At 34.1% G+C, this 26334-nt stretch carries 24 protein-coding genes; 23 read left to right on the forward strand and 1 reads right to left on the reverse strand.

The features are described from left to right. Positions 1-98: 98 nt before the first annotated feature. The 16 genes from HH304_RS10285 to HH304_RS10360 all read left to right on the forward strand — a co-directional run bounded on the left by HH304_RS10285 (position 99) and on the right by HH304_RS10360 (position 17155). Complete coding sequence (locus HH304_RS10285) at positions 99-647, forward strand: NUDIX domain-containing protein (protein WP_169681078.1); 549 nt, start codon at positions 99-101, stop codon at positions 645-647. Beyond that, positions 644-1993 (forward strand): MATE family efflux transporter, encoded by a 1350-nt coding sequence (locus HH304_RS10290; protein ID WP_169681080.1) that lies wholly within the window; start codon positions 644-646, stop codon positions 1991-1993. Before HH304_RS10285 ends, HH304_RS10290 begins: the two co-directional genes overlap by 4 nt. A 70-nt stretch (positions 1994-2063) precedes the next feature. Then, positions 2064-3428, forward strand: a complete 1365-nt coding sequence (locus HH304_RS10295) for a M24 family metallopeptidase (RefSeq protein ID WP_169681083.1) — start codon at positions 2064-2066, stop codon at positions 3426-3428. Between the two features lie 20 nt (positions 3429-3448). Next, positions 3449-4345: an MBL fold metallo-hydrolase gene (locus HH304_RS10300; RefSeq protein ID WP_333908751.1), complete on the forward strand. Its 897-nt coding sequence runs from the start codon at positions 3449-3451 to the stop codon at positions 4343-4345. A gap of 6 nt (positions 4346-4351) precedes the next feature. Continuing rightward, the gene (locus tag HH304_RS10305; RefSeq protein ID WP_169681085.1) at positions 4352-5113 is read left to right on the forward strand and encodes a lysophospholipid acyltransferase family protein; all 762 of its coding nucleotides are present in this window, start codon (positions 4352-4354) and stop codon (positions 5111-5113) included. After that, entirely contained in the window at positions 5110-5397 is a 288-nt protein-coding gene (gatC, locus tag HH304_RS10310; RefSeq protein ID WP_169681087.1) for an Asp-tRNA(Asn)/Glu-tRNA(Gln) amidotransferase subunit GatC, read from the forward strand. The genes HH304_RS10305 and gatC overlap by 4 nt, the downstream gene beginning before the upstream one ends. Next, positions 5397-8294, forward strand: a complete 2898-nt coding sequence (locus HH304_RS10315; protein ID WP_169681089.1) for a tetratricopeptide repeat protein — start codon at positions 5397-5399, stop codon at positions 8292-8294. The genes gatC and HH304_RS10315 overlap by 1 nt, the downstream gene beginning before the upstream one ends. A gap of 92 nt (positions 8295-8386) precedes the next feature. Next, positions 8387-9100 (forward strand): ABC transporter ATP-binding protein, encoded by a 714-nt coding sequence (locus HH304_RS10320; RefSeq protein WP_169681091.1) that lies wholly within the window; start codon positions 8387-8389, stop codon positions 9098-9100. Between the two features lie 2 nt (positions 9101-9102). After that, positions 9103-9651: a cob(I)yrinic acid a,c-diamide adenosyltransferase gene (locus HH304_RS10325; protein WP_169681094.1), complete on the forward strand. Its 549-nt coding sequence runs from the start codon at positions 9103-9105 to the stop codon at positions 9649-9651. A gap of 204 nt (positions 9652-9855) precedes the next feature. After that, positions 9856-10920 (forward strand): branched-chain amino acid aminotransferase, encoded by a 1065-nt coding sequence (locus HH304_RS10330; protein WP_169681097.1) that lies wholly within the window; start codon positions 9856-9858, stop codon positions 10918-10920. Between the two features lie 137 nt (positions 10921-11057). Then, positions 11058-11567 carry a hypothetical protein gene (locus HH304_RS10335; RefSeq protein ID WP_169681099.1) on the forward strand — a complete coding sequence of 170 codons (510 nt, stop codon included), beginning with the start codon at positions 11058-11060 and terminating at the stop codon, positions 11565-11567. Between the two features lie 78 nt (positions 11568-11645). Further along, positions 11646-12759 (forward strand): peptide chain release factor 2 gene (prfB, locus tag HH304_RS10340; RefSeq protein WP_271711586.1). Its coding sequence is split into 2 segments (ribosomal slippage): positions 11646-11696 and positions 11698-12759, totalling 1113 coding nucleotides; the frame shifts between segments, so codons are not numbered across the junction. Then, a complete protein-coding gene (locus HH304_RS10345) occupies positions 12756-13889 on the forward strand; it encodes a DegT/DnrJ/EryC1/StrS family aminotransferase (RefSeq protein WP_169681104.1) in 1134 nt (377 codons plus the stop codon). The genes prfB and HH304_RS10345 overlap by 4 nt, the downstream gene beginning before the upstream one ends. Before the next feature lie 91 nt (positions 13890-13980). Continuing rightward, the gene (locus HH304_RS10350) at positions 13981-15183 is read left to right on the forward strand and encodes a tetratricopeptide repeat protein (protein WP_169681107.1); all 1203 of its coding nucleotides are present in this window, start codon (positions 13981-13983) and stop codon (positions 15181-15183) included. Between the two features lie 8 nt (positions 15184-15191). Then, entirely contained in the window at positions 15192-15824 is a 633-nt protein-coding gene (locus HH304_RS10355; protein ID WP_169681110.1) for a NeuD/PglB/VioB family sugar acetyltransferase, read from the forward strand. After that, a complete protein-coding gene (locus tag HH304_RS10360) occupies positions 15824-17155 on the forward strand; it encodes a hypothetical protein (protein WP_169681112.1) in 1332 nt (443 codons plus the stop codon). Before HH304_RS10355 ends, HH304_RS10360 begins: the two co-directional genes overlap by 1 nt. Here HH304_RS10360 and HH304_RS10365 read toward each other — a convergent pair. Beyond that, complete coding sequence (locus tag HH304_RS10365) at positions 17148-18215, reverse strand: glycosyltransferase (protein WP_169681114.1); 1068 nt, start codon at positions 18213-18215, stop codon at positions 17148-17150. The two genes, HH304_RS10360 and HH304_RS10365, sit on opposite strands and share 8 nt — an antisense overlap. A 349-nt stretch (positions 18216-18564) precedes the next feature. Between HH304_RS10365 and HH304_RS10370 the strand changes: the two genes are divergently transcribed. From HH304_RS10370 to HH304_RS10400, 7 genes are read left to right on the forward strand one after another with little or no spacing between them, the layout of a single operon-like run. Then, positions 18565-19089 (forward strand): class I SAM-dependent methyltransferase, encoded by a 525-nt coding sequence (locus HH304_RS10370; protein ID WP_169681116.1) that lies wholly within the window; start codon positions 18565-18567, stop codon positions 19087-19089. A gap of 30 nt (positions 19090-19119) precedes the next feature. Continuing rightward, entirely contained in the window at positions 19120-20259 is a 1140-nt protein-coding gene (gene wecB / locus HH304_RS10375) for a non-hydrolyzing UDP-N-acetylglucosamine 2-epimerase (protein WP_169681118.1), read from the forward strand. Further along, on the forward strand, positions 20260-21648 hold the full coding sequence (locus tag HH304_RS10380; RefSeq protein ID WP_169681127.1) for an oligosaccharide flippase family protein: 1389 nt from the start codon (positions 20260-20262) through the stop codon (positions 21646-21648). It begins immediately after the preceding gene. Continuing rightward, positions 21648-22856 carry a glycosyltransferase family protein gene (locus HH304_RS10385; RefSeq protein WP_169681129.1) on the forward strand — a complete coding sequence of 403 codons (1209 nt, stop codon included), beginning with the start codon at positions 21648-21650 and terminating at the stop codon, positions 22854-22856. Before HH304_RS10380 ends, HH304_RS10385 begins: the two co-directional genes overlap by 1 nt. Beyond that, entirely contained in the window at positions 22849-24096 is a 1248-nt protein-coding gene (locus tag HH304_RS10390; protein ID WP_169681131.1) for a glycosyltransferase, read from the forward strand. The genes HH304_RS10385 and HH304_RS10390 overlap by 8 nt, the downstream gene beginning before the upstream one ends. Beyond that, a complete protein-coding gene (locus HH304_RS10395) occupies positions 24072-25205 on the forward strand; it encodes a glycosyltransferase family 4 protein (RefSeq protein ID WP_169681133.1) in 1134 nt (377 codons plus the stop codon). The genes HH304_RS10390 and HH304_RS10395 overlap by 25 nt, the downstream gene beginning before the upstream one ends. After that, positions 25198-26325 carry a polysaccharide pyruvyl transferase family protein gene (locus HH304_RS10400; RefSeq protein WP_169681135.1) on the forward strand — a complete coding sequence of 376 codons (1128 nt, stop codon included), beginning with the start codon at positions 25198-25200 and terminating at the stop codon, positions 26323-26325. Before HH304_RS10395 ends, HH304_RS10400 begins: the two co-directional genes overlap by 8 nt. The last annotated feature ends 9 nt before the right edge of the window (positions 26326-26334 follow it).

The raw sequence follows: 26334 nt of genomic DNA on the forward strand, positions 1-26334 counted from the left end.
ATAATTTTAGACAAATCTAAAAAATATATATGACTAATCATGAATTATTTGATGCTAATAATTCGGTAACCAAAATGAAAACAAGTTAGATTTGTGACATGGATGAGAAATTTAACCCTTGGACAACCCTTGACGGGAAGGAAGTTTATGATAATCCCTGGATAAAAGTAGTGGAGTATAGAGTACTTACTCCAGGCGGTTCAAAAGGGATATATGGAAAAGTTAGTTTTAAAAATAAGGCAATAGGTATAATCCCTGTAGATGAGCAAGGTAACACTTGGCTGGTAGGTCAATATAGATATACTCTTGATGAGTATTGCTGGGAAATTCCTATGGGTGGTGGACCAATTGGGATTGACATGCTTGAATCAGCAAAAAGAGAGCTAAAGGAAGAAACCGGTTTAATCGCTCAGGACTGGAAACAGATTATGAGAATTCACACAAGTAATTCGGTTACCGATGAGGAGGGGTTTGTATATCTGGCAACTGATCTTACTCAGGAGGAGCCGGAGCCAGAAGATACTGAAATATTGAAAGTTAAAAAGCTTCATTTATCTGAAGCGGTAGAATGGGTGATGAATGATAAAATTACCGATGCTATATCAGCATCAGGGATATTAAAGGCTGCGCGTCTTTTTGATATATGAATTATATAGATCATTTTAAGACTAATCTGAAGCTTGCCGTGCCCGTAATGATCAGTCAACTTGGTCATATCATGGTAAATGTTGCCGATAGTGCAATGGTGGGGCATCTCGGTAAGACTCCACTAGCGGGAGCTGCTTTGGCAAATAGTATTTTTAGTCTTGCTTTAACATTTGGAATTGGTTTATCAATAGGAGTTACGCCTTATGTTGCTGCTGCTGATGGAGAAAAGAATTTCAAAAAAATGGGGAGCTTCTTATATAATGGAATGCTGGTTGGAATTGCTAGTGGGTTAATCCTGTGTCTGTTGATATTTGCAGTATTTCCACTATTGCCATATTTTAATCAGCCGCCTGAAGTGGTAGAAGTGGCTAAGCCATATCTTGCTATTATTGGTTTTTCATTAATTCCCCTAATGTTATTTCAAATTCTGAGGCAGTTTGTTGAAGGGTTGACCTTTACTCGTGAGGCAATGGTGATAATTTTGGCTGCCAACTTGATTAATATTATTCTTAATTACATTTTCATTTTCGGGAAATTGGGACTTCCTCCAATGGGATTAGTTGGTGCAGGATACTCAACTTTAATTTCCAGAGTTTTGATGATGATTGCTTTGTGGTATTTTGTTGCTAAAAACAAAAGGTTTGTTATCCATAGGAGGTTTACACTTAAAGCTCGGTTCAAAAAAGAAACAATTAAAAATATTTTGAGTGTTGGAATACCTGGTGGTATCCAATATACTTTTGAAGTTGGAGCCTTTGCAATGGCTGTGATAATGATGGGCTGGATGGGAAAGGTTGAGCAAGCAGCTCATCAGGTTGCAATTTCATTAGCTTCAATATCTTATATGATGGCGTCCGGTTTGTCTGCTGCGGCAACAATCAGGGTTGGTAACCAACTAGGTAAAAAGGATTTTTCCACACTAAAGAAAGCTACTCATACATTATTTGCAATGGGGCTGTTGTTCATGGGAGTTTGTGCTCTTTTATTTACTCTTGGAAGCCATTGGTTGCCTACCTTATTTATCGATGATGCCGAAGTTGTTGCCCTTGCATCACAATTAATTATAATCGCCGCTATATTTCAATTGTCTGATGGTTTACAGGTAGTTTGTCTTGGAGCACTTCGAGGATTGACTGATGTGAAAGTGCCTACCTTTATTACCTTATTAGCATATTGGGTATTTGGGTTACCGGTTTCTTGGTTTCTTGGTTTTAAACTAGATTATGGAGCTCAGGGGATTTGGTATGGATTACTAATTGGATTGACTATAGCCGGAGTGTTATCATTAATCAGGTTTGAATGGTATACCAATCGAATGATAAGGAGGTATAAAGGGGAGGTGTAATAATATCCTGACAGAAGCAATTTGTCTTTAAGAAAAAATATGCATCTTTATAGTTTAATATTTTTTAGTTATGAGTAATTATAATATTGTCATATTTGTCTTCATTTTAGCCATTTTTTCATCCTGTAAATCTGATATAAATCAGGAGGTTGTATCATCGGCATCTGAAGATGATAATTATGGTATCCTGTCAATGCAAGAAAGAGCCAAGGCTATCGATTCGCTATTAAAGATCAGGGTCGAAAGGGTTTTGCCAGAACTAATGGGTCGAACAGGTATTGATATGTGGATTCTAATCAGTAGAGAGTATAATGAAGATCCTGTTTTAGAGACAATGCTTCCTGCAGAATGGATGTCTGCCAGAAGGAGGACAATCCTTGTGATATCTTATAATGGAGATAGTCTTAATACTTATGCTATCGCCAGATATAATGTAGGAGATGTTTTTAAGAAGGCTTGGGATAAAGAAGAGGAGCCAGATCAATGGATAGCCTTGAGACGACTTATAGAAAAGCACAGGCCGAATAAAATTGGCATTAATGTATCAGAAAATTATGCATTGGCTGATGGTCTGCCCAAAACAGAATATGATGCCTTAGTTTCTGTATTGCCTGATAACTATGTGAATAAACTGGTGTCGGCAGAAGCATTGGCTGTAGGATGGCTTGAAACCAGGACATCAGAAGAAATGGCTCTTTATAAGGATATTTGTAATGTAGCTCATAAGATTATTGCTGAAGGATTTTCGAATAAAGTAATTACTCCTGGTGAAACTACAACTGATGATGTAGTGTGGTTTTTCAGGCAGCGGGTTAATGATTTGGGATTAAAATCATGGTTTCATCCGACTGTTAGTGTTCAAAGATCTGATTCAGAAAATTTTGATCACTTGCGAAGTTTCTCTGACAGTCCTGGTGATAGAATTATAATGCCGGGAGATCTTCTACATGTTGATTTTGGAATCACATATCTAAGGTTAAATACTGATACACAGCAACATGCTTATGTTTTAAAGGAGGGAGAAGAAAATGCTCCTCAATATCTTGTTGAAGCATTAAAAACAGGTAATAGGTTACAAGATATCCTGACTAGTCAGTTTATAACAGCACGAAGCGGAAATGATATTTTAGCTATGGCTTTAGCTAAAGCAGATGAAGAAGGAATTAAGGCAACTATTTATACTCACCCGATCGGGTATCATGGTCATGCAGCCGGCCCAACTATTGGAATGTGGGATTCGCAGGGTGGTGTACCGGGAACTGGTGATTATCCGTTATTTCCGCGTACAGCTTACAGTATAGAATTAAATCATGCCGTTGATATTGAGCAGTGGGGTAAGGAAATCAGAATAATGTTAGAGGAAGATGCTTATTTCGATGGTGATAAAGTAACATATATTGACGGACGACAGGAAGAATTACTTTTAATTGAATAAGTTTGAACAGCTAACTGGTTATGATACATATTTTAGATCTCAACTTCAGGAATATCAGAGAATCTATTGCGGCTTTTACAGTAGAAACTAATGATGGTCCGGTTTTAATTGAAACGGGCCCACATTCGACATACCGATATTTAAGGACATCAATGAAAATGAGGGGGCTTGATGTCAGAGATGTAAAGCATGTGTTATTAACTCATATTCACCTTGATCACGCAGGAGCTGCATGGAAACTGGCAAATAAAGAAGCCCAAATATACGTTCATCCAAGAGGCGAAAAACACTTGGCAAATCCAGAAAGACTGATGGAAAGTGCTACCAGGATATATGGAGACCAGATGGATTCTTTATGGGGTAAAATGAAAAAAATCCCAAGTGAAAGAATTACTACTGTTGATCATGAAGAAGTTGTAACCATGGGAGGAGTTGACTTTAAAGCACTTCATACTCCAGGTCATGCTTCTCATCATATTGCATGGCAGGTTGGTGATGCAATATTTACAGGTGATGTTGGTGGTGTTAAAATTAATGGTGGTCCTGTAGTTGCCCCTTGTCCACCACCTGATATTGATATTGAAGCCTGGGATAATTCGATAGAAATTTTAAGGTCTGCATCTCCGGAAAGTTTATATCTCACTCATTTTGGAGAGATTTCTGGTAGAGAAAACGTTAAATCACATCTTGATCAATTGCAGGAAAACATGCACAGACTGACAGAATGGATGAAACCTTATGTGGATGCTGAGGAAACTGATGAGCGGATAATACCCGAATTTCAAAAAATTATGCATCGTATTTTGAAAGAAAATGGTGCAACTATTGGTATGCTTGAACAATATGAGGCTGCAAATCCAAGTTGGATGTCTGTGGCAGGACTTAAGAGATACTGGGTTAAAAAAGATAATAAATAGTTTGTGATGAAGAATTTTTTGAAGTGGATATATACTATTTATGCAGCCATTACTTTCGTTTTGGTGTTTTTGTGTATCTATCCTTTTTTCTTGATAATGATTTTTATAAAGCCGTTACAGGGGTATTTACACTTTATTAATCATATGTGGGCCAGAACATGGTTTACTATTGTAGGGATGCCTGTGAAAGTTGTTTATGAAAAGAAATTTTCATCTAAAAAACAGGTGATCTTCGTAGCGAATCACTTTAGCTATATGGATATAGCATTGATGACATGGTTATTTAATAACTTCATTTTTATGGGTAAGTCATCAATTGCCCGGGTTCCTTTATTTGGCTATATGTTTCGTAAGCTACACATTACGGTAGACAGAAGCAGGGCAAAAGACAGATATGCCGCATACCGAAAAGGATTGGAGAAGATTAAAGAAGGTAAAAGTCTTGCGATTTTTCCTGAAGGAGGGATAAAAGCGAAGAACCCTCCACAAATGGCAATGTTTAAAGATGGGGCCTTCAGACTGGCAATCGAGCAAAATGTTGCGCTTGTCCCGGTTACTCTTCCTTATAATTGGTTAGTTTTGCCTGATGACCAATTTTTACTTAGCTGGCATAGCCAAAAGATGATTGTTCATGAACCAATTGAAACCCATGATCTTACTGAAAAGGATATCCCTGAATTGAAGAAAAGGGTTTATAGTATAATACAAAATAAGTTGGATGAGCATTTTCCTGCTTATGCAATCGAATCAGAAACCGTTAACGCATGAAAATAGATAAGGAAACTGTTAGAAAAATAGCTCACCTGTCAAGACTTGAACTAAGTGCTGATCAGGAAGAAAATATGATTTCTAAACTATCAGAGATCCTTGAATGGGTTGAAAAGTTAAATGAACTTGATACTGACGGCATTGATCCGCTAATCAATATTTCACAGGAAGTTAATCGGTGGAGAGAAGACGAAACACAAATAGAAATCACTCATGAGGAAGCGTTGAAAAATGCACCTAAGCATGATGAAGATTTCTTTATTGTACCTAAAGTGGTAGAATAATGACAAAATTTTTGATTGATACAAAAAACAGTGTTACCGCAAGAATCCTGATTTTTGTAATTGCACTTGCATTTTTGGGAGTAGCATACTGGTGTATATCTGCATACATTCAAGGATCTGACAAGGTTTTTCCTTGGATGGAAATGATCAGTCTCCAAAAATCTCCTCAGTCTGTCTTTTCATTTTCATTTATCACCAATCAATTTAATATTCTTGCCCAGAATTTTGTTGGACTAACATCTTTTGGGTCAGGACTGATGACCATCGAAGAGGAGCCTTTTCTATATCATTTAATCATTTTCTTTCTAGGATTTTCAGTAATATTAAGTGCTATTCCAGCCTTAAATAAATATTATTTTTATATCGGCCTTTCATTGGCCATGCTAATATTAATATGGTCTGAAATAGATGCGTTGATGCTTTTTGGAAGTATCGAAAAATATCCTGTTATCGCATCTGTGATATTGATATTGGGACCGACATTCTTCTTTAAGTTTCGGTCAAAACAGACAAAATTCGGGCGCAGATGGATGGTTAATATGATGACTATATTACTGTTTATCCTTATGGTTATCAATTTTAGTGAGGTTGAGCGACCACTAATGCTGTTATCTGCAAACCTAATTTATGGTGACTTGATCATTTTTGGTATTTTGGTGTTATTTACTGCTCATGACCTCTTAACATTAGCTGCCTATTATATCGGGGGTAATTCAAAATCGAATCCAACATACTTACCTTTTGTATTTGTTTTTATTTTGTTAATCGGCAACCTGATTTTGTTATATCTGGGTTTTCATGAAGATTTTCAGAGTGATCTGATACTAGCGCCGGCAATTTTGATGCTTGTTGGTGCTTATTTAGGCGGATGGATTTCTTGGAGACTTAAGCTCAAAGAAGGGGAGTTGATAATTCAATGGGAAAATGATGGTAAGTTTTTCTATTTAGGGTTAGGACTGGTAGTATTTGGATTGATAGCATTTCAAGCTTCAACAGCAATTGATACCTTATTATATTCTATCAATGATATTATTATTTTCCTTCAGATAGGACTTTTATTTAGTTTCTTTCTTTATGTCTTTATTAATTTCAATCAGTTTCTAAAGCAAGGAATTCGCATTGGAGATAATTTGTACAGACCAAAAATAATTCCTTATGTAAGTGTTTTTGTTCTTGGAGCAGTAATAGGAATAGGGCTGTATTTTCTAAGCGGACAGCTGATTACAAAATATGCTAAAGCGTCACATCAGTCTTTATTGGGTGATTATCATTATTTTCTTGATGAAAGGCAACAGGCTGAAGTTTATTTTCGCAGATCCAGATTTATTGCAAATCGTAATATTCATGCGAATATGGCGATGGCATCACTTATGCGTTTGAGAGGAGAGAAAGTTCGTGAGCAGGTATTTTATGCCGAAGCTGTAAAATTGGCTCCTGATTTGAAGGCTCAGCTCAACGCTATCAGGTTACTAAGAGAAGAAGGCCGTGATTTTGAAGCATTATTTAGTGCAACAGATGTAGAGAAGTATTTCGAAAATGATCCTCAATATTGGATTACCAGGGGGGCGGCCTACGCAAATGTCAAGGTATACGATTCGGCTGTATGGAGCTTTGAAAGAGCTTATGATCTTGGGTTTAAAGAAAAAGCTGTATCAAATATTATGGCAGTAGAACGACTGCTAAATATTGATGAAGATACTGACTCATTATTATCACTCACAGGTTCCGAGATAAGGTCAGATTTATTTTATGGGAACTGGACTTCTCTACAAAATCTAAAAAGAGCAGATATTGGAAGTTTGAAATATGCTGGTTCTGACTCAGTTTTAAATAAAAGTTCATTTATTCTGTTGAATAATGCGGTTGTCAATAAATTGATAAATCTAAATGATTCAATTGTCGATCTTGAGCCATATCGATATCAAATGAAAAATGCTGAATTTATCGGAGACATTGAGCAGCTAAGCATTTTTGATAATTATTTGAAGGGAAATTTCACTAGCGCACTTTATGAGTTAGCAGGATTAGCAGGAAGTTCTACTGGTAGCTATTACCGGTTTTTACAAGGAATGATTATGGGTGATATGTTTCATCCGGGACTTGCGGCGGATTATTTCCTAAGAGCAGAAGCTAGCGGTTTTGAAGGTAGCGCATGGGTAGGAATACTTGCTCTATTAGAAAATGGTGAGTTAGAAGAAGCGCAAAGTATTTATAAAGATGCAATTGAATCAGGCTCAACTCCTCCTGAATATATAAAAGACCATCGCTTATTGTTAACTGAGGGAATACCTGAATCACCCGAACATGAAGCAGTTATTTTGAAGTCTATTTTAAGAAAAAATCCATATTCTAATATTACTGATTTGATTGGTCTGGATTCAATTTCAGATGGCGTAATAGGGCTTTTGGTGAAATATGAAGTTTCAAAAGGAAGGTTATCTCGTGCAAGGGAGCTTACGTCAGGTAATATACCTTTAGATAGAGTATCTCAAATGGTGTTGTCAGGTAAGGCCTTAAATGAAGCTCCGGTAACTGTTCGAGAAAAAGTTTATAATGAATTTTATTCAGAGTATTTAAAAATGTCTTCTGATGATCTTGAGGCAAAATCATTAAAACTTTTGTATGAAATCCCTATAATACTTGCAATTTCATCTGAACTTGAAAAACGAGGTGAATTGTTAAAAGCAAATAATGTAATGGCAAATGCTTTTAACACACAACCTTCAAATGAAGTATTACAAGTTGAATATGTTATGAGTTGTGCAAAGTCTGGTCTTGAAGACTATGCAAGAAAAACATTTGTTGACATAGAGAAAACTATTCCTTCGGACAGTGCTCAGTCTATAAGAAAGTCTATCGATGAATTGTTAGTTAAACCTGAAACAGACTGGGAATAATCCGATTGTCATTATTTCTTTCCGCTTGTAAATAATTGGTTTCCTATTTGAACAATCATTAGTTTATTTAGGTTGCTAATAAAACAGAGATTATGGCTAAGGTTATCGAAACAAACAATATTTCTAAAATATATAAAATGGGTACTCAAACAGTGGAAGCGCTAAAGAGTATTTCCATTTCAATTGATAAAGGAGAATATGTTGCATTTATGGGGCCATCAGGTTCTGGGAAATCGACATTGATGAATATTGTTGGTTGTCTTGATACTCCTACAGCAGGTTCATATATATTAAATAACAATGATGTTTCAAGTCTTTCTGATAATGAACTTGCATTGATCAGAAACAAGGAAATTGGATTTGTATTTCAAACATTCAACCTTTTACCTAGATCTACAGCATTAGAAAATGTTGCTCTTCCTTTAATTTACGCTGGCTATAGTAAATCAGAACGCCTTGAAAAAGCAATGGAAGTACTTAAAAGTGTTGGATTAGGAGACAGAGCAGACCATAAACCCAATGAACTTTCAGGGGGACAACGTCAGCGTGTTGCTGTTGCCAGAGCTTTGGTGAATGATCCGAGTATTATTCTAGCAGATGAACCTACAGGTAACCTGGATACTAAGACCTCTTATGAGATCATGGATCTTTTTCAAAATCTTCATGACCAGGGAAATACAATTATTATGGTGACTCACGAAGATGATATAGCACATTACGCCCATCGTATTGTCAGACTTCGTGACGGATTAATTGAAACTGATACTATAAATACCGATATTCGTAGCGGAAAAATAGAAGCTTAGTAATGAAGGTATATACTAAAACAGGTGATGACGGAACTACCGGAATCCTTGGAGGTACACGTCTAACAAAATCTCATATCCGTATTGAGGCCTATGGTACTGTTGATGAATTATTATCCTGGATAGGAATGGTTCGTGATCAGGAGGTTAACTCATCTAGAAAAGATATCTTGGTGAATATTCAAGACAGACTTTTTACCCTTGGATCATATCTCGCCTCAGATCCTGTCAAATCAAAAGTGGTTATTCCTGAAATTAAGGAGGAGGATATAAAAGCTCTGGAGTTAGAAATGGATCAAATGGATGAAAAATTACCTCCCTTGAGAAATTTTGTTTTACCAGGAGGCCATCAGTCAGTAAGTTATGTCCATATAGCACGGACTGTGTGCAGAAGAGCTGAACGGGCTGTGGTGTTATTAAATGAAAATCAGGAAGTCAATAGTTTGGTTATACAGTACCTTAACAGATTATCAGATTATCTGTTTGTGTTGTCCAGAATGAATGCACATGAGCTTAATGCTGAAGAAACTCCCTGGGTTCCGAAAAAGTAAATCTCATATTATTTTAAGCCTCAAATTCTGTATACAGAATTAAATTTTGTTTTTAGATTAATTTTATCGTATACCAATATTTTATTTTGGTTAATTCATAGTTGTTTTTCTTTATTTTTGAAAAAGCTTGGGTTTCAATGTCTAAAATTGATAGATTTGCAAATATTTTAATTGAAGAGCCGATTCTTCTAAAATGTACCCAACATGACCGAAACGATTGATATTAAAGTAACAAAAATACAGGAGTCTAAACTGCCTGGTGTTGATTTTGATAATATTCCCTTCGGGCGAATTTATACTGATCACATGTTTATGGCAGATTATAAAGATGGTAAATGGCAAAATTTTCAAATTTTACCATACGGGCCTCTTCAACTTGATCCTGCTACAACCACACTCCATTATGCACAATCAATATTTGAAGGATTAAAGGCTTATAAGTCGGAATCCGGAGAAACGTTGGTTTTCAGGCCTTTCGCAAATTATGAAAGACTGAATAAATCAGCAGAGAGAATGTGTATCCCTGAAATACCTAAAGAAATTTATGAGCAGGGAATGAGAGCATTATTAGAAATTGATAATGATTGGATTCCAAATGAGGTTGGTAAGTCTTTGTATATCAGGCCATTTATTTTTGGTACAGATGATTTTATAGGGATCAGACCTTCAGATAACTATAAGTTTTTAATAATTACTTGTCCTGTAGGTGCATATTATGCTGAACCAGTAAGTGTTAAAATTGAAACACATTTTACACGTGCTGTAAAAGGTGGTGTTGGATATGCCAAGACAGCAGGTAATTATGCTGCTTCTTTGTACCCTGCAAAACTTGCTGCTGAGCAAGGTTATCAACAGTTAATCTGGACTGATGGCCAGGAACATAAGTATATTGAAGAATCTGGAACAATGAATGTAATGTTCCGAATTGATGATACTTTGGTTACTCCTCACCCTGGAGATTCGGTTTTACCTGGAATTACCAGAGATAGTGTATTACAACTTGCTCGTGACTGGGGGTATAAGGTTGAAGAAAGAAAAATTTCTGTTGATGAAATATTAAAAGCTGCACAGGAAGGTCGTATTAAAGAAGCATTTGGTACCGGAACTGCAGCTACCATTGCACAGATTAAGAAGATCGGTTACGAAGGGGTAGATTATGAATTGCCTCCGGTGAAAGACAGAGAGTGGTCAAATAGATTCCTTAAAGAGCTTGATATGATTAAATATGGTCAGACTGAAGATAAGTTCGGTTGGAATTATAAATTATAAAAGATCCTAAAAACATTAAAATCACGGCTTTCAGTCGTGATTTTTTTTATTTTATAATCGTTAATTCATTTCTGTTATTAAATTACCGTTCAATCATCAGCCTGGACACTAATTTGAGAATAAACAAAATCTGTTGTATGCGAATACTAATATTTTTATTATTGTTTACGTTTACTGCAACTGCAGCTTTTAGTCAGCAGTTTATCCGGATTACTAATAAATCGGGGTCAAAAAGAAAGGTGATAAACACTGGAGATCCTTTTATATACAAATTATACAATGATGAAACGGTCTATCGCGATCAGTTAATCGGAGTGTCTGACTCTACAATTCAGCTTACTTATGAACGTGTGAAGCCTGAAGATATTCAAGAGGTATATAATGTAAACCGAAATTATATGGATAAGCTTTCCGGATATATGATAGCCGGAGGAATAATTTTAGTGTCGATTGATTTTATTAACATCAAGATTGTTCAGGATGCAGATTATGAGCCAAGCACAGGTATTTTAGTTGCAAGTGCAGCCATGGTTGGTGGAGGAGCATTATATTTGATTTTGAGGCGAAAGAAATACCGTCTGGACAAAGGTTGGGATCTGAAGTTGATAAATATTGATTCGTTTGAAGATGTCTCAAATGATCAATAAGCCTTCATGCTTCATGATTAATTTATTTGTGCCTAACTTTGTCCTTGAAAATAATTAAGAATTAATTTTTAACAATATATGACTGCAGATCAGCTTAAGAGTGCAAAGGCCAGAGTAGAGGCCTTGAGGGGGTATCTTTGACTACGATAAGAAAGTAGAAGAAATAAAAGAAATGGAAGACCTTTCTGCACAGCCAGACTTTTGGAGTGATCCGAATGAAGCTGAAAAAGTGATGAAAGGGATGAGGTCTCTGAAACAATGGACGAAAGCTTTTGAAAAAGTAAAAGGTCTTTATGATGATACTGAGACTTTTTATGAATTCTTTTCAATGGATGAGGCTACGGAGAAAGAAGTTGATGATAGCTTTGACAAATTGGAAGATGCTCTTGAAGAGTTGGAGTTTAAGAGAATGCTTTCAAATGAGGAAGACCAATTAAGTGCTATGATGGAGATTAATCCTGGTGCCGGAGGTACAGAGAGTCAGGATTGGTCAGATATTTTAATGAGGATGTACGTAATGTGGGGTGAGAAAAACGGGTATAGTGTTCGAGAGGTAAGTTATCAGCCGGGTGATGTTGCCGGACTGAAATCTGCAACATTGGAATTTACCGGAGACTTTGCATATGGATATCTGAAAGCTGAGACTGGTGTTCATCGTCTGGTTAGAATTTCTCCTTTTGATAGTGGTGGACGAAGACATACCTCGTTTTCATCGGTGTATGTTTATCCTGTTGTTGATGATTCAATTAATATTGAGATAAATCAGGCAGATATTACCTGGGAGACATTCCGCGCTGGAGGTAAAGGTGGGCAGAATGTTAACAAAGTTGAAACAGCCGTAAGGTTGAGACATGCTCCTTCAGGAGTTGTTGTTGAATGTCAGCAGGAAAGAAGTCAGCTTCAGAATAAAGAAAAGGCTTTGAATATGCTTAAATCAAGATTATATCAGATTGAGATTGAAAAGCGAAATAAAGCAAAAGCAGAAGTTGAAAGTTCGAAAATGGCTATTGATTTTGGTAGCCAGATTAGAAATTATGTGCTTCATCCTTATAAACTAATCAAAGACGCCCGTACAGGTGTGGAAAGAACTGATGTTCAAAATGTTCTTGATGGAGATATAAATGATTATATCAAGGCATTCCTTATGGGGAAGAAATACGATAAGCACGGAGAAAATACCGAAGAAGTATGAGTATGAAGGTCGGAATGGTCGACCTGAAAAAGCAACATTCCCTAATGCGGGATGAGATATTTCAGGCCCTGGACAAGGTAATGGATGAATCCATGTTTGTTCAGGGTCGTTTTGTTCGCGAATTTGAGTCATTATTATCAGGTTATTTAAAAACAGATTATTGTTTAGGGTGTAATTCGGGTACTGATGCACTATTTATTGCTTTAAAGGCTTTAAAACTTAAGCCTGGTGATCAGGTTATCATCCCGGCAAATGGCTATGCGGCTGCTGCGGAGGCGGTCATTAGATGTGGAGGCAGACCGGTTTTTTCCCCTTTTAATACAGAGACTTTCGCTCTTGAGGCTGAAAATATAGAGCATTTAATAACCGAAAAAACCGTTGGGGTAATTGCAGTTCATTTGTATGGTCAGGTATCTCCTTTAGATGATTTTCGCAGGCTGAAGGATGATTATGGCCTTTGGGTATTAGAAGATTTTGCTCAGGCAGTAGGCAGTAGATGGTGGTCTGATGAAAAAGGTGAATATATTATGGCTGGAGCTTTTGGAGATATTTCTGCAACTTCATTTTACCCTACTAAAAATCTGGGTGCATTAGGTGATTCGGGAGCTTGTGTGACAAATAATTATAAATATTTTCAGTGGATGAAAATATTTGCTGATCACGGGCAAAGTGAAAAAGATTATCACGCTATTTCAGGGATAAATAGTAGGATGGATACCTTTCAAGCTGCAGTACTAAAGGCTAAACTAAATTTTCTGGATGAGTTTATTGAAGCTAGACGAAGGAATGCTGTAAAATACCGTGAGTTGATTAAATCTAATGGAATGTTTGAATTGCCTTATGAACATCCACAAAGTTTTCATACCTATCACCAGTTTGTGTTAAGGTTTAATACAAATCAAAGGGATGAATTTAGAGAATATCTGAAAAAAAACGGAGTAGCCACGCAGATTCACTACCCTATATTGCTTGTTGATCAGCCAGCATTTAGAAAATATGTGAATCAAAATGAATCATTTGACGAATATAGTTGTTTGGTGGATAGAATAGTATCAATTCCAGTTCATGCGGAATTAACTGAAAAGCAAACAAATTATGTGGTAGAGGTGATAAATAGTTTTTGTAAGTAGGTCACATATTTTATTGAAAAGAGTATTAATCAGTGTAAATTGAATTGTCAGAATAGGGAAATAATTTTTTCTTCTGTCGTTATAGCAAGTAATGAATAAACTAATATATACTTTCTTATTAGCCTTAGTATTTACAAATATTAGCAAGGCCCAAGCAAAGGATTCTGTTTTTATCCTATTAGAAAATCCAAAGGTTCAGATCGAATCGACCGATGCAGTAAATAATTTATACAACTATAGATTTGAAAGAGCAGATCTTCAATTTGGATGGTTACAACAAGAATATCCATGGCATCCTTTGGGTTATTTTCTTAGAGGCCTTTCAGAATGGTGGAAAATCTTACCAAATATGCAGGATAAGTCCAGAGATGCAAGATTTCATGCTTATATGGATTCAGCTATTATTCTGGCAGAAAATTTATATAAAAGACCTCCTAATAAAGTAGAGGCTTCTTTTTTTCTTGCTGCTGCATATGGTTTTAAAGGAAGACTGTTGAGCGAAAGAGAAGAATGGGTGAAGGCAGCTTCTGCAGGAAAAAAATCATTAAAGTATCTTGAAGATTCAGAAGAATTTACTAATCTGAGTCCAGAGTTTTTATTTGGCCATGCATTATATAATTATTATTCAGTATGGATTCCGGAGAATTATCCTGCATTAAAACCAATTTTAATTTTCTTTAAAAAAGGAGAGAAGGATCTTGGTATTAAACAACTAAGAGAAGTAGCAAATAATGCTTTTTATACACGGACAGAGGCTCAGCATTTTCTGGTTAAAATACTTAATTCTGAAAGGAAGGATAGAAGTGAGGCTTTGTTAGTAGCTAAATATTTATCAGATACCTATCCGAGAAACTCTGTTTTTCTTATGTACTACGCTCGATTGTTGTATAACTCTGGGCAATGGTCTAAAATGGAGCCTGAGTGTAAAAAGATAATGACCAGAGTTGATAGTAGCGAATTTGGTTATGGGCCTTGGGCAGGTAAATATGCTTCTTTTTTTCTTGGAGAATATTATAAAGCAAGAAGAGATAATCAAAATGCTAAGTATTATTATGAACGAGCTGTTGAGTTTGGTGAAGTAGGCGAAATGGAAGAGTCAGGATATCATCTTTATAGTTTGCTAAACTTACTACGAATTGCCGATGAGGAGGGGGATCATGATGCAGCTGAAACATATGTAAAGGATATCAAAAGTAATTCTGATAGGAAGCATCCTGCGAATGAGGCAGCGAGGGAATATTTAAAAGAACGGCGGAAGGAAAAAAAAGAAGGTAAATTTTTAGGGATATTTTAAATTCTATTATGGATAAAATTGTATTAATCGGTGGTGGAGGACACTGTAAATCTGTGATAGATGTAATCGAAGAACAGGGGAAATATCAAATTGCTGAAATTTTAGATGTTGAAGAAAAGATTGGTAACGATGTTCTGGATTACAAAATCAGTGCAAAGGATACTGACTTACCTGAGCTGATTAAGAAGTACGATAATTTTTTGATAACTATTGGTCAGATTAGTTCTTCTAAAATTAGAGAAAGATTTTATAATCAAATAAAGTCTTTGGGAGGGAAATTGCCAGTGATAATATCTCCTAGAGCACATGTTAGCAGGTATGCTAAAATTGGTGAGGGAACTGTTATTTTACATGGTGTAATAGTCAATGCGAATGCAACCATTGGAAATAATAATATTATTAATTCAAATGCAGTGATTGAGCATGATGCAAAAACAGGCGATCATTGTCATATTTCCACCGGAGCGATACTTAATGGTGAAGCAATATTAGGTAGTAGAAGTTTTATGGGAAGTGGTTCTCGGACTGCCCAGTGCGTAGAGATTCCTGAAGAAACAGTTATTGGTGCATCCGGGTATGTACACAGGTCTTTACCTGAATCAGGTTTATATTTGGGTGTTCCGGTTAAAAAAGTTGATTAATGAGAAGTATTGATCTGTTGGTTGGTCCTTTATTTCTAATCTTAACAGTAGGATTGGCATGGTTTATAAGGCCTTCTGTGACAGATAAAAAAGATCAAAAATATTATTTTCCGGCATTATTACTCAGATTGTTTGGAGCCTTGGCACTAGGCTTGTTATATGAATTTTATTATGGCGGAGGTGACACGTTTACTTTTCATCGACATGGAAGTAGAATAATCTGGTCATCACTTTTTGATGACCCTAAGATTTGGTGGGAGCTTATGACCCATCAAGGGGAATATCTGCCTGCTTCATTTGAATATGCCAGTAATATCTGGACATTTAAAGATCCTGCATCTTATTTTGTAGTGAGAACAGCAGCATTATTTGATATTATAACATTTGGTAGCTATGTAGGTACTGCCTTTTGTTTTGCATTTGTTGCTTTTTTGAGTCACTGGATGCTCTATAGGTCATTCTCAAGGTTGTTTCCTACAATATCCAGATATATAGCCTATGCAGTATTATTTATTCCATCTATAATTTTCTGGGGTTCCGGGATTTTAAAAGATACGATTACTCTGATTGCATTATGTTGGTTAGTGTATTTTTTTATTGAATTTTTTATTCATAAAAGAAGGAGTGTTTTTCTTGTTATACTTGCGTTACTAGCAGCATATACTTTGTTTCATGTCAAAATATATATATTTCTTATTGCCATTCCATGTTTGTTATTATGGTGGACAACAAAAAATATATCACTGATTAAAGACCCAATCCTAAAAGCCGCTGCACTCCCTTTCTTGGGTGTAATATTAGTTGTCGGCTCCTTTTATGCAATGCGGATTGTTGGTGAACAAAATAAAAAGTATAGTCTCGATAATATAGCAGAAACAGTACAGACACAGGCTTATGATATTGCCTTTTGGACTGGAAAGGGGGCCGGGTCAACATATAATTTGGGAGAGCTTGATGGAACTTGGATTAGCATGTTTAAGTTAGCTCCTCAGGCAGTAAATGTAGCGCTATTCAGACCGTATCCATGGGAAGTGCGTAATCCTTTGATGATACTTTCTATGGTTGAAAGTTTAGGTATGTTGCTTTTTACTTTATATATTTTTACCCGTACCGGATTAAAAGAAATGATTGTGAATTTGAAAAGACCTGAGGTATTATTTTGTTTGGCTTTTTCTTTGTCATTTGCTTTTGCTACAGGGATTTCAACTTTTAATTTTGGTACCTTGTCAAGATACCGTATACCCTTGTTACCATTCTATGTATTAGGATTATTGATTATTTGGTACTGGCAGGAGGAAAGCAAGTTTAATAAACAGTTAGTGTTTAAGTGAAAAGATTTAGGAACTTTTGTTTGTTAGCAACTGTTGAAAATTCATTCTCCACTTTTTTAATTCCCTTTTGTCCCATTTCTTTTCTTAAACTGTGATTTGAAATAAGAATTGAAATGAAATTTTTCCAATCTTCATTATTTCTAGCCAGAAATCCTTCATTCCCATGAGAAACAATTTCTTCATTGACCCCTACTGGTGAAACTATTGCTGGCTTTCCTAATGATAAATACTGCAAAGCTTTAAATCCACATTTCCCCTTAGTCCATTGGTCATCAGGAAGAGGCATTATGCCAATATCAATTTTACTAAGATCTTCTATTTCTCTTTCTTTAGACCATTTTATGAAGGTGTAATTATTTAAGTCAGGCGATGGATCCTCATTACATATTACCTGAAAGTTGAAATGGATTTTTTGTTGTAATTCTTTTATAGCAGGAAAAATTGGAATTAAATACTTAAGTGTTGAATGAGTACCTGTCCAACCTATAGTAACTAAATTGTTGTTTGTTTCATCATCATTTTCAGGTTTATGGTAAGAGGTGTCAAGTGTTGTAGGGATTATAGTTACATTATTATTAAATTTTGAAGCAAATTCAGCTAAATATTGATTTCCAACTGAGACTTTATAAGACCATTTGCAAATTGATTTTACTTTTGATGGATTTTTAAGTATTTGACCAATAGAATTTACACCTGACTTATCTGGCAACCAGATTGCATCATCAAAATCAAAAATAATTTTTTTATTTAGTATTTTTGAAACGATAAATTCAAACCAGGGAAGACCAAGTGGAGTAGCTTCTCTATGTATAAAAACAAAGTCATAATTATATAGTGTAAATAAAGTGAATAGGCGTTTCAGGAAGCCCAGAATTGTATAATATACTTTAATGATAAAACCTCCTGAAGAGTATAAGTTATTCCATGCTTTTTCTGAAAAAAATGAGGATTGTGTGTACTTAATTCCTTCCTTATTTAGATATTTGAAGTATTGTTCAAACCTAAACCTTTGTGAGGGTGCTTGATTGTATGGATATGGAGTGATGAAAGCTACTTTCATACAAAAAAATGTTGAATAATCAGGTAGATAATTTACTGCTTATGTATTTACAAACTGTTGTAAATTTACTGCTGCATTTTTGAAAGTATTGTAAAATAATGAAATATTTGGCTTACCAAGCTTAATGATTAATAATCGAAATTGGATTAATAGAGTTATTCATTTCGAAATGTAGGATAGGAGTTGATCATGACTGTACTAATAAATTGCTAGGTGATTTTATGAGAATGGTAAAGGTTTGTTATTGAATAGTATAATTGGAACAGTATTTATATTTTTTTATTAGATGAATAAATTAGAATTAATAGCTAATATAGCTAGGCATAATTTAAAATCCTTCAAGACTTTTTTGCGTAAAACCCTTAATAAATCTGACTTGGATAGGTGGAGGAAAAGATCGTCATTTGATGAAAATTGGGATAGTAGAACAATAAAAATGGCTTCTTATGTTCAACCCAATTCCTCCGTTATAGAATTTGGAGCAGGAAGATTAGTCTTAAAAGATCATTTACCTGCTAATTGTAATTATACCCCATCTGATATTGTGGAAAGAGGCCATAATACTTTAGTAATAGATTTAAATAAATACCCTCTTCCGGATCTTGATAATTTTGATTATGCAATATTTAGTGGAGTATTGGAATATGTTAATAAGCTTCCAAAGTTTGTTGATTTTCTTTCTCCAAGAATGAAAACTATTGTAGCTTCTTATGCAACTCTTGAAAAGAATAAGTTAAGAGGAATTCATGGTTGGGTTAATAGTTATACAGAACAGCAATTTGTCGAGATTTTTGAAAATAGTGGTTACGTTATGTCTGAAAAAGCTTTTTGGAAAAATCAGACCATATACGTCTTTGAAAATAAAAAGTCATAATTAGAAAAAAATAACCTTATTTAGCCTAAAATGGGATTAAGTTTAATTAAGAAGGTGGCAGTTGTGATCGGTACAAGACCAGAGGCGATCAAAATGGCACCAGTTATTCTAAAATTGAAATCATCCAAAGAAATTAAAGTCAAAGTTATATCTACTGGGCAACATAGGGAACTATTAGATCAGGTTATTCAATTATTTGACTTTAAAGTTGATTTTTCCTTAAATATAATGGAGTCAAATCAATCATTGGCAGGAATTACCTCTAAAGTAGTAACCAAGCTTGATGATGTATTTAGAAAGGAAGATTTTGATCTTATCCTTGTTCATGGTGACACAACCACAGCTATGGGGGCTTCATTGGCAGCTTTTTATAATAAAATTAAAGTTGCCCATGTTGAAGCAGGATTAAGAACAAATGATATTTATGCTCCTTTTCCGGAAGAAATAAATAGGAAATTGATTGCTTCTATTGCCTTTAGAAATTATTCGCCTACATTAAGCTCCAAAAACAATTTATTAGATGAGAATATTACTGAAAGCAAAATTTTAATCACGGGTAATACGGTGATTGATGCTTTATTTTATATTCTTGATCAAATAAAAAGGAATAAAATTGAAATTAATCCTGAAATTAGAAATCTAGTTTCAAACAAAAAGAAAAGCTATTTATTAGTTACAGGTCATAGAAGAGAGAATTTTGGGGAGGGGTTTTTATCTATTTGTTCAGCACTAAAGCATTTAGCACAAAATAATCCGAATTTAACAATAATTTATCCGGTACATTTGAATCCAAATGTTAAGGAAATAGTCCATCATCATTTAAATGATCTTGAAAATGTTCAATTAATAGAGCCTTTAGATTATAGCTCCTTTGTTTACTTAATGGCAGAAGCCTCAATAATCCTGACTGATTCAGGAGGAGTCCAGGAGGAAGCTCCTAGTTTGGGGATTCCGGTATTGGTTATGCGCGAAAAAACCGAAAGACCTGAAGCAGTTGAAAGTGGAACTGTAAAAATTGTAGGGACCAATAAAGAATTAATCATTCAAGAGGTTGAAACACTACTGTCTGATAAGGATTATTATAAGAGTATGTCTGAAAAGTTAAACCCTTATGGTGATGGAAATGCAGCTGACAGAATACTAGATGATATTTTGAAACTAGATTTCTAAATGGTGAAGTTTGCTAATCAGTTCTTTAATTTAATATCGAAGCTAAAATCATCTCAATTTTTCAGACAAATATTTGTCACTCTTCTTGGTAATGGTTTAGGGTTTGCAATAGGGTTTTTACTAACCCCTGTAATTTCCAGATTATATCCTCCTGAGGCTTATGGTCTATTTTCAATTATTAACTCAATTGTAGCTGTGTTAGTTATGTTATCAACATTAAACTATACTAATGCTATTGTTCTTCCAAAATCAAACCACAAGTTTTATCGTCTTATACAGATAAGTTTCTTTTTGGTATTAATTACTTCTGTCTTACTAGTGCTTATTCTTTTGTTGTTTGAAGATTTTTTTGCTGAAAATATAGAATTACCAGTTAGTGATGTATGGCTTTATATGATTCCTGTTCTGGTTTTTTTGTCAGGTGTATTTCAGATTCTTAATAGTTGGTCTATAAAGAATGGGGAATTTAAATCAATTTCTAAATCGAAGTTCGTAGGTATACTCAGTGGAAAAAGCGTAGCCATACTAATAGGGTTTATAAAGCCTTTTAATTATGTGGGGATATTGATTGGTGAATTAATAGGTAAATTTTTCTTTATTTCTTTACTTCTTAATAAACGGGTTATTAGAAGAACTAAATTCATTTTAACTAATTTAAACCTATCAAAAATAAAAGAAGTTGCTGTTGAATATAAAAGGTATCCTCTTTTTGCCTTGCCAGCAAATTGGCTACAAGCCTTAATTTTACAAATTCCTGTATATTTTCTTAGTCATTATTTCGACCTTGAATCGGTAGGGTATTATTCGATGGCAAATGGATTATTAATAATCCCTTTAAATGTCTTAGGTAATTCTGTGGCTTCTGTTTTCATGAAGAGAGCCGTTGATTTACAGTATGTTAAGGAGAGGTTGGCAAGAGAGACGGAAAATTTATACTTCAAATTGTTATATGTGGTAATTGTTCCATTTGCAGTTTTATTTATTTATGGAGAAAATATTTTCACCATTTTATTGGGGGATCAATGGGGAACCTCTGGTGAGCTTGCCTCAATTATGACTGTTTATTTTGTGTTTCAAACTTGCGCGATTCCGATCTCTCTAATTTATATGGTAAAGCAAAAGGAAAAACAGTTCTTGTATTTTCAAATCGTTTCAGTTCTAATTGTATTGACTTCATTGTTTTTGTCGTTGGATTTCAGTTCTTTGATGATTTCTATGAAGTTTTATGCAGGAGCAAATGTTTTGGTGTATTTGATTGGGATATATATGACATTTAGTTTCGTAGGGAAATCAAATAAATCTATTTTATTTATTATTGGTAAATCAATCTTGGTTATTTCAATGGCTTTTTCTATTGTTTGGGGGATAAGTTATTTATTTAATTTGTGATGAATGTATTATTTATAAGTGTTTCAGCACCACCAAAAACAGGGGCAGAAAGTTTACAAGTTGCAAGGTTTTTAGCAACTTTATCTAAAAAAGCTAAGGTTACTTTAGTGACTACTGAACCCGTAAATGAAGGATGGCGTAAAACAGATGATTCACTGAATGAGTGTCTAGATGACCTTGATAAAATTATTCAGATTCCAGCTAAATTAAATAAATATTTAACCCGGATATGTAGTTTAATTGATGCAGACTACCTTCAAAAGCCAGATTCTGATTTTTTATTTTATAAAAAGTGGAATAGTGTTATCGGTCAAATTCATCATAAACCAGATGTAATCTATGCAAGAGCTTCTCCTTTTTCATCAATTCTATTGGGGATTAAATTAAAAGAATACTTTGATGTTCCTTTGTTTTCTCATTTCAGTGACCCATTTTATTATAATCCTTATAGTAAAAAAAATGAGTTTAAGAGGAATGCTGAAAAGACAATCCTAGAGAAATCAGATATGATTTCATTTACAACAGAATTAACTAAAAAGTTTTATGAGGATAAGTACCCTTCTTTTAAAAGCAAATTTTTAGTGATCCCAAATGTATATCCACATGACTTGAAACTAGATACTAAAACAGGATTTCAAAATTCAAAATTTATTATTTCTTATACTGGAAACTTATATGGTAAAAGAAATTTCTCGTCAGTTCTAGAAGCTCTGAAATATATAGAAGAAAATTATAAAGAAGTATATGAACAGATAGAGGTAAATATTGCGGGTAATATACAAGAGCCTGTAATGGATGAAATCAATAGATATAATTTGGCTTGTTTAAATTATTTGGGGGTCATAACTCAAACTCAATGTACTGAATTAAATAGTAAATCAGACTTACTTGTTGTAATCGATAAGGAATTAGAAGAAGAGATCGATAGAGTGTTTTTGCCTTCTAAAATATTAGATTATATAGTATTGAAAAAAGTGATTCTGGCTGTGACTCCTTTATATAGTGAGAGTTATAACTTAATTAATGATAAGTTTGGAGTAGCTTTTAATCATGATCAAACTTTAGATATAGCTGATTTTTTAATCAGGGTTGTTAAAGATAGAAACTCTTTAAATGACTATATAAAAAGTACTCCGCCGGAATTTTACAGCGCAAATCATCAGACAACAATCTTATTAGAGAAATTTCAATATTTACTGGATGCCTAAGGAAAGAATTATACTTTTAATTCCCAACATAGAATACGGAGGAGCTCAAAAGAGTTTTGTTTCACTTGCTAACGAACTCTCTCATATTTACGAGGTGATTGTATGTGTATTCTACATTCCGGAAAAATTTGGATATAAGCTAAATGATAATGTAGAAATTGTCGAACTAGATAATAGCACTTCAGATAATTTGTTTGGCAAAGGAGTTAATTTTTTTAAAAGACTTAATCGACTTAATGAGATAATTTCTAGCTACTCTGTAGAGATTGTAGTGAGTTTTTTAGAAGGAGCTAACTATATTAATTGTTTATCAAAGGCTAATAATAAAATAATAAGTATCCGGGGAAGTATATTTTCTGACCAAACTATAACTGGAGTAGTAGGTTTAGCAAGGAAATACTTTTTGATGCCATTATTATATCCAATGGCAAAATCAATTATTGTAGTTAACGAAGGTATAAAGAATGAATTAAGAAAATTTAAGTTCATATCTACCAACAAGATTAAAGTAATTGTCAATTTTTATGATTCAGAAAAGATTGAAGATAGTAGTTTACTGCCAAAACCAGCAGGATTTGGTCAATTGTATGATAAAAGTAAAATTCTAGTTACTGTAGGTAGGCTTGCCCCTGAAAAAGGATATAACTATTTACTTGAAATATTTAATGAATTCTCGGTTAAAAACTCTGTCTATAAACTAGTTATTGTAGGTGACGGGGCACAAAAAACAGAATTGATCAATCATGCTGAATATTTATTTGGAAAGGAAAATGTCTGGCATTCTGAACATGAAAAAGACTATAGGAGCATAAAGGAAAGAAAAGTATTTTTTATCGGATATTCGGATAATCCATATAAATGGATGAAGTCTGCAAAAGCATATTTATTAACATCTACTTCTGAAGGATACCCTAATGTGTTAAGAGAATCGATGATAGTCGGAACACCTGTTATTTCTTCAGATTGTCCCGATGGACCTCGTCACATGTTAAGTGATAATTGTATTATGTCTGATTCTAATGATTACCCGGAAATTTATAGCAGAGGGGTATTGTTAGATGCATTTAAACCTGATGATGTTAACGCCAAGGCTAAAATAAAAAGTTGGGTTGATGGTTTAGAAAAAGTATTGGGAGATGAAAACCTGCTAGGCAGGATATCTTCTTCAGGTAAAGAATGGTCTCAAACTCTTTCAAAAGAGAAAATTATTGATTTATGGCTTCAGGTGATAAAAAAATAAAGGTATTAATCATTGATAATTCCTTAGATTTTACGGGAGCTTTCAAAGCTATTTGTCAGGTAGTTAATCAATTGTCTGATCGGATAGATTTCTACATGGTTTTATCTAAGTCGTCTGCCTTAAATATAGAAAACTTAAAAGTAAAAAAGGGTTTTCGTCTGAACTTGATAGAAATATCCAAGAAGGTTCAAAATCTATTATGGTATTTCCCTTTGCTTATTCTTAATTCTCTTAAAGTAAATAGTGTTATTAAGAAGAATAAAATTCAAATTATTCATGTTAATGACCTTTATAATATGATTGGTGTTTGTGTTAAAATTCTCAACCCAAATATCAAATTAATCTATCATATTAGACTTTTACCTGACTCTTATGTTGGAAAACTATATAAATATTGGGTTAAAATTATTCTCAGGTATGCAGATCAAATTATTTGTGTGTCTGAATCTGTATATCATAGTATTCCAAAAAAATGTAATGTCAAATTAATATATGATGGAATACCATTAGAATACGACTTTTCTCATAGTATTAACCAAGTTAATGAAGGTCCTGTGAGATTTGTATATATAAGTAATTACACTCCAGGAAAAGGGCAAGATAAAGCTTTGTTGGCATTTAAACGATTGTTAGATAATGGAGCAAAAGCTACACTGGATTTTTATGGTGGTACAATGAATAATCATTTAAATGATAATTATAAAATTGATTTAAAGAATAAAATAGAGGAATTGGGATTAGTTGATTCTGTAAGATTAAACGGGTTTGCGTCTCCTGTCAATAAGGTGTTTGATAATTCTGATATTGTACTGTTATTAAGTGATAGTGAATCATTTTCATTTGTTGTGTTAGAAGCTATGAGTAGGAGTAAACCTGTAATTGCGACAAGGTGTGGAGGCCCCGAAGAGTTAATCGAATCGGGAAAAAATGGTGTCCTGGTTGGTAAAAATGGTATTGATGAATTAACAAGAGCAATGTATCAATTATATGCGGATAAAGAATTGAGAATGAAAATGGGTAGAGCCGGATTAGAAAGAGTTAAATTGAAATTTAGCCTTGACAATACAATAGACGAGATTTATAAAATTTATTCAGATAGTTATGCCTGAAAAAATACTGGTAAAAGGATATTATGGCTTTGGAAATTTTGGAGATGATGTGTTGATGGTCACTACCATTAATTTAATCAAGGAAATATGCCCGGAAGCTGAGTTGTATGTTTTTTCTAATAGCAAGCAAAATGAATATCTTGAAAGGTTAATTGTATATCCATTTGAAATAATTGATTGGCGCTACTCTGGTAATTTTGATTATATAGTTCATGGAGGGGGAGGGATTTATTTTGATTTTAAAGAAGGGAGATTAAAAGACCTTTTTATCAATTCTATTATTAGAATTTTCGGGCTTCATAACTATTCAAAATTCTTTTATACCGTTAAAAGAAGAACCGGTGGATCAATAATTACATGTTACAGGAGGTTAGGTCTTGGCATTGGAGTTGGTTCTTTCACTTCGTCTTCAAGGAAGTTCAGAGATTCAGCGGTAGAGTTAGGTTCTTTTGACTTTATGGCTGTAAGAGATAAGCGTAGTTTTAAAAGAATCAATGATTATAACTTGAATACAAAATTATTCGAAGGAATAGATCTGGCATTTTTAAAGGACTTTTGGTTACCAAATACTTCTAAATCAGATCAATATAAAGGCAGTGACAAAATTGGGTTTATTTTAAGGAATTGGGATGAAGGTAATCAATATATTGATCTTATATTGAAAGATATAGAACAAGTAAAGGAGCTTGGTTACAATATTTCATTAATCCTGTTTGATAAGAATTACGATGAAGATTTATTTAAATATAAAAGTCATTTTGATGAGCTTATAGTTTGGAATCCATTAAGCCCGGAATGTGATTTGTCGTATTTTTTACAAAAGCTGAGTGAGTATAAATTATTAATTACTTCTAGAGCTCATGGTGCTATCATTCCTGCAAATCTAGGTGTTCCTTCAATCATAATTGAAATTGAAGAAAAACTAAGGAATGTTCATGAAATGTTGAAGAGTTCTTCACAACTAATTAAGTTGAATCAATTGGGTAATGGGGAATTGAAATATTTGATAGATGAATCTCTTAAAAATATTGAAGCATTAAATTCCGGGGTAGATAAAGATCTTGACATAAATAGAAGTCAAGGTGAGCTACTAATTAATGCAGTAAAAGAAAATTGGTGATCATTGGTG

This window comes from Marinigracilibium pacificum (assembly GCF_012926615.1).
Taxonomy (GTDB): Bacteria; Bacteroidota; Bacteroidia; order Cytophagales; family Cyclobacteriaceae; genus Mangrovivirga; species Mangrovivirga pacifica.